13 protein-coding genes are annotated in these 16,333 nt (G+C 45.1%); 9 read left to right on the plus strand and 4 right to left on the minus strand.

Translation table 11 applies throughout. The features are described from left to right. Nucleotides 1-2 precede the first annotated feature (2 nt). A complete protein-coding gene (locus QUA01_RS05240; protein WP_333087300.1) occupies nucleotides 3-1,499 on the plus strand; it encodes a hybrid sensor histidine kinase/response regulator in 1,497 nt (498 codons plus the stop codon). A 203-nt stretch (nucleotides 1,500-1,702) separates the two neighbouring features. Here the strand turns inward: QUA01_RS05240 and QUA01_RS05245 are convergent, their stop codons facing one another. Together QUA01_RS05245 and QUA01_RS05250 are read right to left on the minus strand one after the other, a co-directional pair. Then, nucleotides 1,703-2,128 carry a DUF6335 family protein gene (locus QUA01_RS05245; RefSeq protein ID WP_333087301.1) on the minus strand — a complete coding sequence of 142 codons (426 nt, stop codon included), beginning with the start codon at nucleotides 2,126-2,128 and terminating at the stop codon, nucleotides 1,703-1,705. A 347-nt stretch (nucleotides 2,129-2,475) separates the two neighbouring features. Next, nucleotides 2,476-2,682: a hypothetical protein gene (locus QUA01_RS05250; RefSeq protein WP_194009348.1), complete on the minus strand. Its 207-nt coding sequence runs from the start codon at nucleotides 2,680-2,682 to the stop codon at nucleotides 2,476-2,478. A gap of 164 nt (nucleotides 2,683-2,846) precedes the next feature. Here QUA01_RS05250 and QUA01_RS05255 point away from each other — a divergent pair, with 164 nt between their 5' ends. After that, nucleotides 2,847-3,260, plus strand: coding sequence for a peptide chain release factor 1 (locus tag QUA01_RS05255; RefSeq protein WP_333087303.1), 414 nt, complete (start codon nucleotides 2,847-2,849; stop codon nucleotides 3,258-3,260). 274 nt (nucleotides 3,261-3,534) lie between these two features. Here QUA01_RS05255 and QUA01_RS05260 read toward each other — a convergent pair whose 3' ends face one another. Continuing rightward, entirely contained in the window at nucleotides 3,535-5,046 is a 1,512-nt protein-coding gene (locus tag QUA01_RS05260) for a hydroxysqualene dehydroxylase (RefSeq protein ID WP_333087305.1), read from the minus strand. 183 nt (nucleotides 5,047-5,229) lie between these two features. Here QUA01_RS05260 and QUA01_RS05265 point away from each other — a divergent pair, with 183 nt between their 5' ends. The 6 genes from QUA01_RS05265 to QUA01_RS05290 all read left to right on the plus strand — a co-directional run bounded on the left by QUA01_RS05265 (nucleotide 5,230) and on the right by QUA01_RS05290 (nucleotide 13,221). Next, a complete protein-coding gene (locus tag QUA01_RS05265) occupies nucleotides 5,230-7,449 on the plus strand; it encodes a hypothetical protein (protein WP_333087306.1) in 2,220 nt (739 codons plus the stop codon). A gap of 154 nt (nucleotides 7,450-7,603) precedes the next feature. Beyond that, nucleotides 7,604-8,347: an OmpA family protein gene (locus tag QUA01_RS05270; RefSeq protein WP_333087308.1), complete on the plus strand. Its 744-nt coding sequence runs from the start codon at nucleotides 7,604-7,606 to the stop codon at nucleotides 8,345-8,347. 155 nt (nucleotides 8,348-8,502) lie between these two features. Further along, nucleotides 8,503-9,375, plus strand: coding sequence for an ABC transporter permease (locus QUA01_RS05275; RefSeq protein ID WP_228049723.1), 873 nt, complete (start codon nucleotides 8,503-8,505; stop codon nucleotides 9,373-9,375). A gap of 498 nt (nucleotides 9,376-9,873) precedes the next feature. Next, nucleotides 9,874-10,731, plus strand: a complete 858-nt coding sequence (locus QUA01_RS05280; RefSeq protein ID WP_194065925.1) for an ABC transporter permease — start codon at nucleotides 9,874-9,876, stop codon at nucleotides 10,729-10,731. 50 nt (nucleotides 10,732-10,781) lie between these two features. Then, entirely contained in the window at nucleotides 10,782-11,843 is a 1,062-nt protein-coding gene (locus QUA01_RS05285) for an ABC transporter substrate-binding protein (protein ID WP_194065926.1), read from the plus strand. Between the two features lie 289 nt (nucleotides 11,844-12,132). Next, entirely contained in the window at nucleotides 12,133-13,221 is a 1,089-nt protein-coding gene (locus tag QUA01_RS05290; protein WP_333087310.1) for an ABC transporter ATP-binding protein, read from the plus strand. A gap of 25 nt (nucleotides 13,222-13,246) precedes the next feature. Here the strand turns inward: QUA01_RS05290 and QUA01_RS05295 are convergent, their stop codons facing one another. Then, nucleotides 13,247-15,463, minus strand: coding sequence for a protein phosphatase 2C domain-containing protein (locus tag QUA01_RS05295; protein ID WP_333087311.1), 2,217 nt, complete (start codon nucleotides 15,461-15,463; stop codon nucleotides 13,247-13,249). A gap of 339 nt (nucleotides 15,464-15,802) precedes the next feature. Here QUA01_RS05295 and QUA01_RS05300 point away from each other — a divergent pair, with 339 nt between their 5' ends. Next, the gene (locus tag QUA01_RS05300; protein ID WP_194065929.1) at nucleotides 15,803-16,234 is read left to right on the plus strand and encodes an NfeD family protein; all 432 of its coding nucleotides are present in this window, start codon (nucleotides 15,803-15,805) and stop codon (nucleotides 16,232-16,234) included. Nucleotides 16,235-16,333 lie beyond the last annotated feature (99 nt).

Consider the following 16,333-nt stretch of genomic DNA (forward strand, 5'->3'; position numbering starts at 1 on the left):
ATATGAGTATTTTATCTTGGGAAGAAAGCGCAATTTTGATCGTTGATGATAACCCGAATAATTTGGCAGTGCTGTTTGATTTTTTGACGGAATCGGGGTTTAAAGTATTGGTGGCGCGGACGGGAGAGAGCGCTATCAAAAAAGCTGAATACTCGCTGCCGGATTTGATTTTGTTGGACGTGCTAATGCCGGGAATTGACGGTTTTGAAACTTGCCGGCGTTTGAAGGCTAGCGATTTGACAAAAGAGATTCCGGTGATTTTTATGACCGCGCTGAATGAGACGGAAGATAAGGTAAAAGGATTTAGTTTAGGGGCCGTTGATTACGTTACCAAGCCGATTCAAAATGAAGAAGTTTTAGCTCGCGCTAAAGCGCATTTGAGCGTATGCAAGCTGACTCAAAAATTTCAGCAGCAAAATGTGCAGATGGAGCAGGAAATTGTCGATCGCAAACAAGCTCAAATTAACTTGGAACAACTGGCTGCTGAGTTGGAACAACGGGTGGACGATCGCACTGTGCAACTTTCTCAAGCCAACCTGCAGCTACAAGCAGAGGTTAACCACAGGCAACAAATACAGGAAAATTTGCAGAAGTCCCTGCACGATCTCAAGCACGCTCAATCGCTACTAATTCAAAGCGAAAAAATGTCGGCTTTGGGGCAAATGGTAGCAGGAATTGCTCACGAAATTAACAATCCGGTGAATTTTATCTGCGGCAATCTCAATTACGTTCGCGATTATGCTGAAGATCTTCTCAAGGTTCTCGAACTTTACCAACAGCACTATCCCGATCCGGTACCGGAAATAACATCAACAGCAGAAGCCGTGGAGCTAGAATTCATTCAGCAAGATTTGATGAAAATACTAAGCTCGATGCAGATAGGCGGCGATCGCATTCGCGAGATAATTCTGTCTCTGCGGTATTTTTCGCGGCAAGAAGGGCGAGAAATGGAGTTGATTGATATTCATGAAGGTATCGACAGCACGCTGATGATTTTGCACAATCGGCTAAAATTTAAGGCGAACCGTCCCGCGATTGAAGTTATTAAAGAGTATGACCCCAATTTAAAAAATGTAGAGTGCTGCGGCGGGGAAATCAATCAGGTATTTATGAATATTTTAGCTAATGCGATCGATGCGATAGAAGAATCCTGCAGTGAAAAAAAATTCGAGGAAATTAAAGCAAATCCCTACGTGATTCGGATTTGTACGAAAGTCAGCAACTCCAACACAGCAATTATTAAAATTTATGACAGCGGGCCGGGAATGACCAAGGAGTTGTGCGATCGTATTTTTGACCCATTTTTTACCACAAAGCCGATCGGCAAAGGTACCGGAATCGGCTTGTCAATTAGCTGGCACATTGTCACAGAAAAGCACGGCGGCAGTTTGCAGTGTTGTTCGATACCAGGCCAAGAAACCGAATTTGCGATCGAACTTCCAATCCGACAAAAAGCGCGACAAATGGTGGCCTCCGGTGTCCAAATTGGAGGCCGTTAACCAATCGCAGATTAGACATCTTGCATTCATACCATATCCGGTCAATTACCATAACAAAAGCCGTTCGTAGTGCGGACAGTCATCCACATTACGAACCTTGACAAGATCGGCATTAAAAGAGCATTGCGTCGGCCTTCAATCTGCGTTTTACGTAGTAATCAAATATTTAGGCAATTGCTCCCCTAAAGTAACAACAAATAAACCTATAAATCCGGCCTATCCTGATAATCTTCCGCAGAACTTGGGTCTAATTCCCACCGACTTTCATCTCGATGTTCCAGCATATCTGTTGTGTGCAAAATAGCTCCGTCGGCCATTTCAATGCCCGCCGCAGCTCCGAGTTCGTCAACCATATCTTGGTCGGGAGTTGGAGCGCTTCCCCCCACCAATTCCTCGCCAGTAGCACGTTCTTGTTCCGCCGCAGCAACCTCGCCATCGTCGCCGCTGAGTTGGGAACTGCTCGAACCGTATTCCGAACCGCTGTCGTTCAAGGTTGTGATTTCATATTGGTTCAATCCCGGTTCAACGATAACGCCGGTGCCGTAAGATTCGGTAATTTCTTGAGGCAAATCGCTGGAATTCTCGCGCTCTTCTGTTATTTTTTCAGCTCGTTTCTTTGGCTGTACCACGATATTTTCTCCTAATTTCTTTTGATTTTATTCAATAGTTCGTAATTTAGCTATTGGCTTTATCTAAATATTCATTAATTGCCAAATGCTTTAATTAATTGTCAGTATAACTGCTTTTATTTTTTTTAGCTTCTATCCCAAGAAATATCTTGATTTGGATCTGCTACAGCGGTTCGATCGCGTTGTGAGATATGCCTTATGCCCCATGCCCTATGCCCCATCCCTCCACTTCGCTCCGCCCCAGGCCCGATGGCACCTTATCTTTCTGAGAAATGTTATATTTCATTGGGAATACAAAAAACATCGCCCATTTGAAAGGGCGATGCTTTTTCTAAGTAGCGCTAACTCTATTCGGGAAAATCAGGAATTACCCATTTGGGAGGTTCCGTCCGTTTCCTTCTGATCGCTTCCTCTGCCATTTCCAGCATTTTGTCGAGAGAGGTATTTTCAATAAAGTTTGACGTTGCCGCCGCGTATTCTCGCTTCGGGCATTTGTCGCCCAAAACGCAGCCATTGACGCAAGCTACAGCACAATCGACAGTGTTCTCCACCATAACTTTTTTCCTTTCACAGTTCCAACAACAAGCAGGCAGATGCTCTTGGTGAATTTGTCAAGAGACTGCCCTTTGTCTTCATTTTACTTTACAAATAGTCGTTAATGTCGATCGCCCGGACAAAACTGTTATAAAATCAAAGCAACCTACCGAATCTGCCGATCGTGAGTAATTCTCTGCGCCGCTTAAAACTTTTACCTTGGCGAGAAATGCTGCAAATTGCCGCCCTCGTCAACTCAATCGTGATTGGAGTTGAGCTATTTTTAGCCTGGGGTTTCACGCAATCGCGCGCAATCCGCAACGTCGTGACGCTTCTCTACGGCTCCTCCCTAGGGATATTGATACCTTTCGTTGCCGCAGTGGGAATGGGAGCTTTAGCAGTGTACTTTTTAGAGCATTGGCATCAGCAATATTTGCTCAATAAAATTAATTTGTGGGTTTTAGTTTTGTGCGTGCTATTGGGTTTGGTGTTAAAGTCATTTCTGCCCATACCTCCTTTGTTAGCAAGTTTATCGGAAGCCGCACTAATCGGAATTACGGTAGGAGTTTTTTGGAAAGGCAGGCCTTATTGGCGATAGTTGTCAGTTGTCAGTTGTCAGTTGGCAGTTGTTAGTTGTTAGTAGTCATTAGTCAGTAGTCAATAGTCATCAGGAAGAGGGACTTTATTGCTTTAAGCAGTTATTGTAAAGTGTGCATTTAGCACCCTACAATAACTGTCAATATCGGTAATAACCCCGGTTTTTTTGATATCATTAATAGGGTGCGTCATCAGAGAAAACTATAGCTTTTTGTACTAAATCTAAAAAATACGCACCCTACAATGACAACTGACAACGGACTTCTTCCTTCTCATTACGGCAGCCAAAAATCGGGAATAAAAGTATTAGTCAAACTGCGAGCAAACTGATTAATCTGTCTCCCGATTTGAATGTGCGGTTCATCAGCCTCTACAGGAATAACTGCCGCTCTGCTGCCAATTCCGAAACGCGAAATTACCAAATTTGCCGCCTCCAAACCAGTAACATAAGCCTTTTCTTGCGACCAAGAACCGTGACGGGTAACAACCCAATCGCCGCTCATCAATACATTATCATAACTTGTTACCGCAGGCAACAAATACTGATAACTTCCCGGTGCAAAATGCGTCACCGCCCGCGACAAGCGAATCGCGCTGCTGTCAATTACTTGAGCATCCCGAAAAGCGGGAATACAAGTCGCTAAATCTCGCTGCACTAAAGCAACAATTTCCTCATCTTTCAAGGGAATCAATTGATTGGCGTGATAAAAGTCAGCTTCGACAACTGTTCCCGGTTCCGCTCGGAATTCGTCGTGCAAAGCATTCAAATCAAAAAATGTCCAACCCGTAGTCGAACTAAATCCAAAACAGGCATTTGAAGGCAGCGGAATGTTAACTTTTCTGTCAAACCAGAGACGAACAGCTAACACGTCAACAGCACCCAAATTCATTACGTCCCTAAATTCTTGGCGGCTTTGCAAAGCGGGGCTGCTGCTAATAATTTTTTGCATTCCAGTAACGCCAACTGCAAAAATAACTGCATCTGCCTCGAAGGTTTTATGGCCACAAACCACGCCAGTAGCTCGGTTGTTGCTGTCCAAAATTAAATCAGTAACTCGTTGATTTGTCAAGACTTTAGCGCCAATTTTTTCCAGGCGATCGACCCAGGGGCGAAAGATTTTTTCTCCGACAGTGCCCCGACACCAAACGACATCAAAATCTGGTTGGTGTGCTAAGATGAAATAATAAAGCATTCCCAAAGCTGCGGCGGCAGAACATTGTTCTCCTGGTGCAAATAAACCTACTAATAACATCGGCTCAAAAGCATCGCGGTACAGCCTCGCAGATACGCCAAATTGTTTGAACAATTCGCGGGCTGTAACGCGATCGTACCTGCGCCAAGCTGCGTCGGAGTTGTCGAAATCTAGGACGGCGTAGAGTAAAGGTAAGGCTGAAAGTCGATCGACTAATGGCAGTCTTTTAAATTTGGTGTAGAGAAAGGTTCCTAACGGTGTGGGAAGTCGCGGCTCGTCCTGAAATATTGGCGATTCTACTTCCAAGCCGGCGGGGGAATACTGACAGGAACGAGTCCAAGGCGTAAACGGATCGAGTCCTAATTCCTTGACTAATGAAAAGATATTTTTGTAGGGATACCAGAAGCCGTGAATGCCTGCTTCTACGGAACGCCCACCGGCGGTTTTCCACCCCGCAACTAAGCCTCCCGGCTGAGGGCCTGCTTCTAACAAAGTTACGTCGTAGCCTTGCTGGGCCAGGTGATAGGTGGCTCCTAAACCGGCCCATCCTGCGCCGACGACGACTATTTTTGGGGCTGGCGATTCTGCTGACATTTTGTACCTCTTCATTTTTGATTTATGATGACATAATTTATGAATAAAAGTGAAATATGCGCTCGATTAGCTGAAAGTTATAGTGTTTTTTTGACGGTGGGAAATGTTATATTAAAACGTTAATGTTGGTTTTTTTGATAATTGAGATTCGAGTAAAATACACAAATTAAACGGGTTGTCAATATGCAATTAATTAATTATTTGACTGCTATTTTTGGGGTAATTTGGCAGAACAGCATTTTTCACTGGGCGGCGCTAATTTTGCTGGGCGTGGCTGTTTGGGGCGAGTATACTTCTGTGAAGCAATATCAGCGGTATCTGGGGGCGAAAAGCCGATCGACTTCTGATGCGATCGACTATTTGAGCTCGAAGTCAGACAGCGGTACATCAGGGGCGATCGCACTGCAGCAGCGGGAAACACCTGCAGATACCTGGAAACTGCTGCTAGACTGGTTTAGCGAACACTTGGCGGGCGAAATTACCGCAGGCGGCGATGCTTACAGGGCGCAGGTAAAATCCGGGCGGTTTGTGTTGTTTCAGTATCCCGCAATTTTAGGGCGATCGGCACCCCGGAGTCAGTGGCGGTTTGTACCGAGCACCTTAGTCGCGCTGGGGGTTTTAGGTACATTTTACGGCATTCAAACCGGCTTGCAAGATGTTAATTTGGGTTCTTTGCAAGATACCAAAGAATTGCTACCATCGATCGGCACGTTGCTGGAGGGAATGAAAACAGCGTTTTCGACTTCTTTGATGGGTTTGGGCTCTTCTAGCATATTTACGCTTGTCTTGGCTTGGGGCGATCGCGCGCGCATTGCTAATCGCGATAATTTACGCAATAAATTAGATAAAATCGCCAAATTACAAACCCCAGAACAAATATTTTCCCGCGCCAATTCTAGCGGCGATGTTGAAAGTGCGATCGCCCTTGCAACCGAAACAATGAGAACCGGATTTGCTCAAATTGTTGAAGCCCAAAGCAATGTCAACTCCCAGGAACTCGGACAGCAAATCGGTTTAGCAATGGCCCCAGTTTTTCAAGATATTCGCCAAGAGTTATCCTTACTCAAACAAATTAAAGCCGACCAAGGCGAAGAGATATTAAACAACCTACTTTCAGGACTCCGCACCGAAGTAATCGAACCAGTAGTAGGGCGGTTAGATCAAAGCGCCCAGTTAACTCAATCAGCATCCGAAGCTGTCAGAGAACTCAAGAACGAATTGGGCGGAATATCTTCTAGTTTAGCACAATCTATCCTGACAATTCAAACTTTCCAGCAAGATACATTAGTGCAGTTGCAGGAATTTGCCACCAACTTGCAGCAGATTTTAGGACAGTTTCAGACAGACACCCACGGCGTTTTGCAAGAAATGGCTACCGAAATGCGATCGGGAGTTGGAGAAAGTATTGAAGGCATGAAAGCCCAAAGAACAGCATTCCAAGAAAGCGCCCAAGAAGCCGCCAACACCTTTAGAGGAATCCAAGATAACTTGCAAGCATCTCTCCACACTCAAGCAGCACAAGAAAAGGAAATGCTAGAAGGAGTTGAAGCCAGAATGACCAATATTTTAAATGCCACCCACGCAGCTTTTCAAACTCAGTCAGATACCATTAAAGCAGTTGGCGATGAAGCTTCCGGACTGATGGACAAAGCGCGAGAAAATCTGGTTGGTAGTTTGCAAAATGTTGACACTATGCTGCAAAATACCCGCGTTACAGTCCAGGAAGAATTAGACAACTTCCGGGTTACATATCAATCCTCTCTCCAGCAATTCTTTACCGCACAAAACAACTTATTAGAAGGTACTTTAGGTAAACAGCAAAAAGGTTTAGCGCAGGTTGTACTGGGCTTGCAAAAAGTTTTTCAAGAAGAATCGCAGAAGCGCAAATTGATGTCGCAGCAAGTTGACGAAAGTATGGACAAAATTTTGACAACAGCTGCAGAAGTGAGCCAGTTTGCTAATTCTGTGGGGTTGAATTCCAGCCAGCGATTGGCACAGTTGCAGGAACTAGCCAAGATAACCGGACAAGAAGTGTTGCGGGTAGAAAGCGTGTATGAAAAAATGGCAAATCAGTTCAATGTCGAAGGGGAAAGGTTGCAAACTACCTATACAAGTTTGGTGAATCAATTAAATGCAGCTTTGCAAGCGGAACAAGAACAAGTGCGGCGGGTTGAGAGTGCGTATCAAAATATGAGCGATCAGTTCGATCGCGCGCTGCAGTCTGGTAACAATCAATTAATTGGCTATTTGGAAAAAACTACGTCATCCCAGCACAAGTTTTTTGAACAAGCAGATTCTTCGATGGCGAAAGTGTGCAGCGGATTGCAAGAAAGTTCTGACGGTTTAATGCAGGTTGCTCATTATTTGGTGGCTGCTGCTGATAATTTGGGAACGAAGAAATAAGCTATCAACAGTGAGGTTTGTATTTAGGACTTTACTACTGATAAAGAAGGACTTCAGTCCTCATCCAGTTAGAGAATATGGTCGCGTTTGGGATGATATTTAGAAATAGGTTGAGGGCTGAAGTCCTCACGACAAACTAATTAACAGTGCAAAAATGAAAGATTTATCAGATTTAGACAATTCACCGGAAATAGAAGAAGAGGAAGATTCCAGCGTCCTGCTGTCCATCGGCGATTTAATGTCCGGCTTGCTGATGTTGTTCGCCCTCCTGTTCATCACTGTGCAAATTCAACTCAGCGAAAAGGTGAAAATGCTCGATGAAAAAATCCTTCAGGTGGAAAAACTGCGACAGGAATTGCAGCAATATCAAAACGCATTTAAAGGACTGCCGCAGATTATTGTCAATGCTTTAGAAGGGAAAGTTGGAAACAAAGATATTTTTACAGTTGACCCCGGAACCGGAGATGTCAGTATTCGCGATCGCATTTTGTTTGATAATAACAGTTCTGTGCTTAAACCAGAAGGGAAAAAGTTTTTGCAAGCCTTCATTCCCATTTACAGCCAAGTGCTTTTTGCTAACCAACAGTTTGAAAAACAAATTTCTCGTGTTGTCATTGAAGGACATACCAGTTCTGCCGGTGCAGAACCAAAAAATCTGGAACTGAGTTTGCGAAGGGCTTTAGCTGTTTCTAATTATATGTTTTCCGAGGAGGTAAATTTTCCTAAAAAAGCCCAATTGCAACAGAAAGTATTAGTTTCTGGGCGGGGAGAATTAGATGCGAATCCGAATCAAAATGCAGCGGGCGATCGCAAAGTAGTCTTCCGCTTCCAATTCCGCCGCGAAAACTTGAATGTTGACTTAAACCGCCAATTACCATCCTCCGAAGGTAAAAAATGAAAATTCCCGATCGCAATTTACCGCTGAAACCGCTACCGCACAACTCTCGTTTGCCTCCGCAGACTGAGAAATCAAGAAAGTATTTAAGCCTGATTTGATATAAAATGTGTTGCATCATTATTAGCCAGAACACGCGCGGGTAGCCACAAACCCTTATGAAATCGATCCTTCCCAATCGAAAATCGAAAATCGAAAATCGAAAATTGTATAGCCTGTTACTGCTATTATTCCCCGCCACTGCATGGCTGATTGTTTTCTTCATTTTGCCAGTGCTAATTGTACTTTTGTACAGTTTCTTAGAACGCGGTACTTATGGCGGCGTTACTGCGATATTTACTCTCAACAATTACCAGCGTTTGTTCAGCGGACTTTTTTTAGGAGTAATTGGCCGATCGCTCTTTTTAGCTTTTTTAACAACCGCAGCTTGCCTTTTAGTTGGCTATCCCCTAGCATTTTTCATCGCCACCCGTCCTCCCCGCTGGCGAAATGCCTTGCTTTTGCTAGTAATTATTCCATTTTGGACTAACTTTTTGGTAAGAACCTACGCCTGGATAATTTTGCTGCGTAGCGAAGGAGTAGTTAACACAGCCCTGCAAAGCCTGCAAATTATTAGCGAACCGTTAAACTTGCTTTTTACACCTTTCGCTGTGGCGATCGGTCTGATTTACGGCTATTTACCTTTCATGGTTCTACCTTTATATTCTAGCATAGAACGCTTCAATTTTTCATTAGTAGAAGCAGCTCAAGATTTAGGAGCAAATGATATTAGAACATTCTGGCGCGTATTTTTCCCATTGACAACTCGCGGAATAGTTGCAGGTTCAATCTTAGTGTTTGTCCCCTCAGTTGGCGCTTTTATTACTCCCGATATATTGGGCGGATCTAAAACAGTAATGGTGGGAAACTTGATTCAAAATCAGTTTATGAAAGCCCGCGATTGGCCCTTTGGTTCCGCCCTTTCTATGTTATTAACAGTAATCATATTGATTCCTGTTTTGGTTTACTTCCACGTCTCTGATGAAACTTAAAGAGGTATAGCCTTTCGAGCCTAACATGAGGTGCTAGGAGTGGGCATAGGGCATAGGATATAGGGCATTGGGCATACCTCACTAAGCTTGAGAACCGCTATAAATTGAGATTTACAGTTAGGTGAGGGCGGGTTTATGAGATTATTTATTTGAGGCGATGGTTTTTGGTAATTGGTTGTTGGTGGCAGTTGTTATACCAAATCCGAGTAACATACCCCCTTTACGATCCGGCGGTTGAAACCGCGTCTACACAAACGATGTCGGCCGGAGGCCACTGGTTCATAAAGGGGAACCCAAACCCGGATTTGGTATTATTTGTTATTTGTTGATTCTAATTCCGAATTACCAATGACTGTTGATTGTTGACTGTTGACTGTTGACAACTAAGAGGGTGGGCACGCACCATCCACCGCCCCTACCAACTAACAAATAACCACCGCCCCTACCAACTAACTACTAACCACTAACTAATAACCACTAACTACTAACCACTAACTAATGACTAAAACAAAACTAGATTTGCTCGTGCGGGCGACGGGGAAAAAGTGGCTATGGGTACAAGCTATACTAGCATTTGCCTTTCTTTACTTGCCAATTCTCATCTTAATTATTTACTCCTTCAACACCTCCAGATTCAATGCCGTTTGGCGCGGTTTTACCCTCGATTGGTATCGCAGCTTATTTAGCAATACAGGTGCGACGATTGCTAGCAGCAGCAGCAGCGGAATTTTGCCCGCACTCAACAACAGCTTGCTGATTGCAGCTATTTCCACTGTGGTAGCGACAATTTTCGGTACAATGCTGGCGCTAGCGTTGGAACGCTTTCATTTTCCGGGACGGAAAGCCGTAGAAGTTTTACTGTTTTTGCCGATTATTATGCCCGAAATTACGATCGGCATTTCGCTGCTAGTTTTCTTTACTCTCGCATTTCGGATCGTAGAAAATCTCACCGGAATTCGCCTCAATCTCGGCTTACCTACAGTAATTATCGGTCACGTTGTCTTTAATATTTCATTTGTGACGATTACTGTCAGGGCGCGTTTGGCGGAACTCGATCCTCAATTAGAACAAGCAGCTTTTGACTTGGGCGCTAACGAATGGCGGACTTTTTGGCGCATCACTTTTCCGCTGATTTGGCCCGCTATTTTTAGCGCAGCATTGCTAGCTTTTACTTTGTCCCTAGATGATTTTGTCGTGACATTCTTCACCACTGGCATCGGTTCCATGACTCTGCCACTATTTGTTTACGGCATGATAAAATTTTCAGTAACGCCAGCGATTAATGCTATTTCAACTTTGATGTTGCTGGCTTCCTTGTTGCTGGTTGTATCGTCGCTAAAAGTTCAAAAAAGTTAAATAAATGTTTTTTGTGTCATAATTATTGTTCGATATAACTCACCAAACCTATGAAACGCCTGCTGAAATTTTTACTTTTGTTTGTGATGAGTGCAACGGTAGCTTTCGGCTGCAGCCCCACAGGTGGCAACCAACAGCAAGTCCTCAACATTTACAATTATGCAAGTTATATCGCCCCAGAAGCGATCGCCCAATTCGAGAAAGAGAACAATGTTAAAATTCAATACGACACTTTCGAGAACAGCGACGCACTCTACGCCAAACTCAAACAGGGAAACCCCGGTTACGACTTAATATTTCCCGCCGATTACATGGTAAAAGTCATGGCAGCGGAGAATATGATTGAGCCGCTAAATTTGCAGAACATCCCCAACAATATCCACCTTGATGCTAAGTTTATTAATCAATCTTTCGATCCCCAAAATAAGTATTCTCTACCCTACCAGTGGGGAACAATGGGAATTGGCTACAACTTGAAAGCCACCAAGGGCGATATCAACAGTTGGGCGGCGATGTTCGACCCCAAATATAACGGAAAAGTCGCATGGCAAGATGATGCCAGATACACTTTTGCAGGAGTTTTAATGTATTTAGGATTTGATCCAAATACCACAAATCCCGAAGAAATTAACAAAGCCCGCGATTTGCTGATTAAAAATAAAAATATCATTGCCGCTTTTGTCCCAGACACTGGTCAAACTCTGCTGGAGCAAGGAGAAGTAAATTTGACAATGGAATGGAGCGGCGATATTTTTCAGGTGATGAAAGAGAGCCCAAATCTCCGTTACGCTATTCCCAAAGAAGGAACCATTGTGTTTTCTGACAATATGGCAATTCCCAAAGGTGCAGCCAACAAAGAGTTAGCCGAGAAATTTATCAACTTCACTTTGGAACCAGAGATAGGAGCAAAAATTTCTAATTTTACCCACTTTGGCTCGCCGAATAAAGCAGCCCTCGATCGAGGTTTAATCGATCCTAAAGATTTGAAAAATCCTCAAATTTATCCGCCGGCTGAGGTGCTTGCTAAAATGAAGTTTTTGCAGGATGTCGGGAAAACAACTGCATTGTACGATCGAGCTTGGACGGAAGTTAAAGCAGGATCTGGAAAGTAGATATCAAACAGGTGGCGGGCTGGTTTGCTTAAATTTTTAGTTTGTATTGGAGTTGCGCCATCGTTAAGAACGGGCTCTCCGGCCCGTTCCACAATAAAATTAAGTTTTGTGGAACAAGCATCTTGCCCGTTCCTAAACAAGTAATTAAGAATAGTAAAATATATCAGTTTAACCGGACTATAACTCATATTTTTTATTGCTCATATAGCAGTTCGATCGCGTTGTGAGGTAATGCCCAGCGGCACCTCATCTTTCGCTCGAAATGCTATAACTCATAGATACTAACACAATGCACGCAGTCGAACTTGTCAACATTTCCAAAATATTTAAAAGTGTCCGCAGTCAAGATTTCTTAGCTGTAGATAACATCAACCTGCAAATTTTCGATCGCGAATTTTTTTCTTTGCTCGGCCCTTCCGGCTGTGGCAAAACTACAACTTTGCGAACGATCGCAGGTTTTGAAACTCCCACAGCAGGCGAAATTTACATTCACGGCCAACCGATGCAAAATCGCCCGCCATTTCACCGCCCAGTGAATACGGTATTTCAAAATTATGCTTTATTTCCGCACATGACAGTAGCACAAAATGCTGCATTTGGGTTGGAAATGGAGAATTTGCCTCAGCCAAAAATTCGCGATCGCGTGGCGGCAGCCTTAGCATTAGTACAGTTGACAGATGTAGAAAAACGCTATCCCCGCCAACTGTCAGGGGGACAGCAGCAGCGAGTAGCGCTGGCGAGGGCGTTGGTCAAAGAGCCTTCTGTTTTGCTGTTAGATGAACCCCTGGGAGCGCTGGATTTAAAATTGCGTAAAGAGATGCAATTAGAATTAAAAAAAATGCAGCGAAAATTGGGAATTACATTTATTTATGTAACTCACGACCAAGAAGAAGCGCTCACAATGTCGGATAGAATTGCAGTGATGGAAGGAGGAAAACTGCAACAAGTCGGGACACCTGTTGATATTTATGAATATCCGAAAACGCGGTTTGTTGCTGATTTTATTGGCGACAGCAATTTTTTGACCGGGCGAGTAGTAGAAAGGCAACAGGGTCAAGTAGTCGTGTTGGTTGACCAAGAGTTGCCCGTGTTAGTTGCGGCTGCAGAAGATTTGCCGGTCGGGAAAACTGTTACCTTGGTGTTGCGGCCGGAAAAAGCTGCTATTTATCCGGCTAATTATGATGCTGAAAATAGCTGGCCGGGAACAGTAGAAGAGGCGATTTATATTGGCACTGATACGCGCTATAGGGTGCGCTTGACTGCTAAAAGCTCGATCGCCCTTCGCCGACAAAACTTGCACCGAGATGACTTACAGCGGCACCAAATTGGCGATCGAGTTCGAGTTACCGTGCCGCCGGAAAGTATCTGCATTCTTTAAAACGTCCCGCTGATTGAAATCTCCTTTATTGCGGTGAAGGCGAAGGAGTTTCCGCTTCCGGCGCGGGAATTTCGGCAGGAGTTGATTCGGGCGACGGCGAGGGACTTTCGCCAGAAGTTGATTCGGGCGCCGGCGCGGGACTTTCGCCAGAAGTTGATTCGGGCGCCGGCGCGGGAATTTCGGCAGGAGTTGATTCTGGCGACGGCGAGGAACTTTCAGCACCGGGCGAGGGACTCTGTGAACCGGGCGAGGGACTTTCTGCAGGGCTTGGGACGGAAGTTTCCGGCGGTGGCGGAAGTTGTTCGGGCTCTGGCTGAGGGCTTTGGAGGCTGCGTACCCACAAACCTAAACCTGCAAAGGCTAACATCAGCCCCAACAGCCCCAGCAGCGGCAACCAACGTTTGGACTGCTGTTTTTGAACTGGTTCCGGGGCGGGGACTGTTTCGGGATACAGCAACTGTTTGGACGATTCTGAAAGCTGAGATTCTGGGATCTTCCCGGTCTTCTGGAGAGATGCTGACCCTGACATTGGCAGGGACACCGACTGGAGAGACACTGGCGCTGACACTGCTGCTGAGGTTGGCGCTGAGGCGGGAGGAAACAGTACCAATTTCTCCGGCGACGTCCGACAGTAAGTCGCCACGACAGAGGTGTTATCGTAACCGTTTTTCTCGTTGGCGAGGCTAATCCAAGACTGAACAGCAGTTTCCAAAGACATTTGGCCCTCTAGCACCGGAGGGCCGTAATTCTCCCAAGATTGCTCTACCCAGTCGTTGTCGGCCAAACCGTCGGAACACAGCAGCAGTAAGCCTTCCTCTTCGAGAATAAATCGCTGAATCGTCGGGCGCAGGAAATCGCCGTCTCGCGTACCCAAAGCTTGAGTCAGGGCTCCTGCATCCGATCGCAATTGAGTCTCCCAGTATAAACTGTGTCCTAGCTTGACCTCCCTTGACGCTACGTCATCGTCCACAGTCAGCCGCTGACAGTAATTTTTGCCAATCCAATAAGCGCGGCTGTCTCCAACATTGATCAAATAAAGTTCGTGACTGTTATTCGACGGTAAATCATCGGAAACTTTAATTTTTTGAGGCAACTGGAGGGCCATCACCAAAGTCGTGCCCATCCGCTGCCGCAACTCTTTTCCCTGCTCGTTATTTTGATTGGAAATAACATTGTTCACAACTCTGACTATTTCTTCGAGTTGTTTAATTACCATTTCTGGCGTCATCAACTCTTCTTGTTCAGCGATTTCTGCGAGCAAATTTTGAACTAAAGCTTTCAGGGACTGCACCGCTAATTGACTGGCAACTTCTCCTCCTTCGTGGCCTCCAACCCCATCGCAAACCATTGTTAAGTAAGGAATTAGTTTGTCGCCATCTGAAGTTTTGCTAAATTGTAAATCCGCAGCAACGGGATAGCAACTGTCTTCATTTTTGGCGCGCTGCGGCCCGGTATCAGTCATGCCTACTACTTCTAAGTGCAGGGGCAATAAAGCCGCTTGTTCTAATAATAAATCGTTGAGTTCTAGGGCGATCGCCTCTAAATTCATGCTGCTGCGGCGCATAAACAGACAAATCTCTCCGAGTCTCGACTGCACCTCTGGCGCGGCAGATTCCACCAAACCAGACCAAACATCTCCCAAATCCTTAACCGTCGGTACAAAATTTCCAGGGTGCAGTTGCAGCAGGCGTACCCGCCAACCTTCCACCCGCAAATTTTCCGGTACCAGCAAACTCGCAGCGACTCCTTGTTCCGAAAGCGGTGTCCACAGTTGAAGCATTTGCCACAGCCAGTAAACTTGGCGCGCCGCACCGGTGTGAGCCCAAGCTTCTAAAATAGAAGGATGCAGGCTACCAAAATTATTAACTGGCACATTTTCCAGCAACAGCACCTCAGTGGCTTCGGGTTCTTCCCCCACGGAACAAAAACCGTATACTTCCGGCGTATGCAGCCGTTGGGGATACAAATGCAGGTATGGCGCGATGCTATCGGGCAGTTGTTCGGGGACGCTAGGAGGAATAGATGGACGGCTTTCTAGCCAGAGTTGGGGTGCAATGACAAAATATCGATCGGCTATTACCTTACCCGCCGGCACTTCCTCGGCTGCTGGGCCCACAGCCCACAAATACCGATAAATTAAATTGGTTTCGCAAGCTGCACAGTGCTGGCGGCCAAAGGTATTGCGGGGTTCGGGACAGCTCAGATTCGGGCAATAAATGGGTTCTGAGAAACTACTAATCATATCGAAAGAGTTTGTGTAAAAACATTCTGAAGATATTTGATTCTCCAGCTCCAATTCACGAGCTTGAGAATAAACTGATTTTAGCCCCTATCAATTTTTTAACTGCCTTTGGGGCGCTAGAAATTGTAGTTGCTGCCAATGGAGATCGGCTAGAATTGTAATCTAAGTTACTAAAACTTTAACTTTGAGTACGATCGAACCCTGACTGGGGCCGGAGCAGCCTCAACCCGATACCGCGATCGGGCCAGCAATTCGCAAACCCTTGCAGAGTCTGTTGTTGGCACTTTTAAAATCTCAATTTTCCAATCTAAGATATTTCATAGTATCACCAATTCTTTTATGATCTTGACTCCCACGCTTCTTTGGCTGCTAGCTGGGACTTTGCTCTGTTTGGCAGAGTTATTTCTCCCGACTGCTTTTGTGGCTTTTATGATGGGGCTGAGCGCCTTCGCTGTAGCTGGATGCTCTCTAGTTTTACCTTATGTTAATTTACAGATATTCCTGTGGATGGTATTTTCGACAGTTTTTGTGCTGGTGTCCCGGCGCTTGATACCAAAAGGCAAGGTAAGGGCGATCGCAGATTCTCACGAAGCTAAAACTTTAACAGAAATTCCCCCCGGCGAAGCTGGACGGGTGATTTATGAGGGGAATTCTTGGCAAGCTCGTTGCGAAGACACCAAGGCCACCATCCCTCCCAACCAAAACGTCATTGTCGTGGGACGAAAAGGCACTACTTTGATAGTTTTACCAGAAAACTTATTGCATTCTTAAACCAAATGCGTAATTAGTCAGTAGTCAGTAGTCAGTAGTCAGTAGTCAGTAGTCAGTAGTCAGTAGTCAGTAGTCATTAGTCAGTAGTCATTAGTCAGT

It is taken from the genome of Microcoleus sp. S36a_B3 (assembly GCF_036700745.1).
In the GTDB taxonomy this organism is placed as follows: Bacteria; Cyanobacteriota; Cyanobacteriia; order Cyanobacteriales; family Microcoleaceae; genus Microcoleus.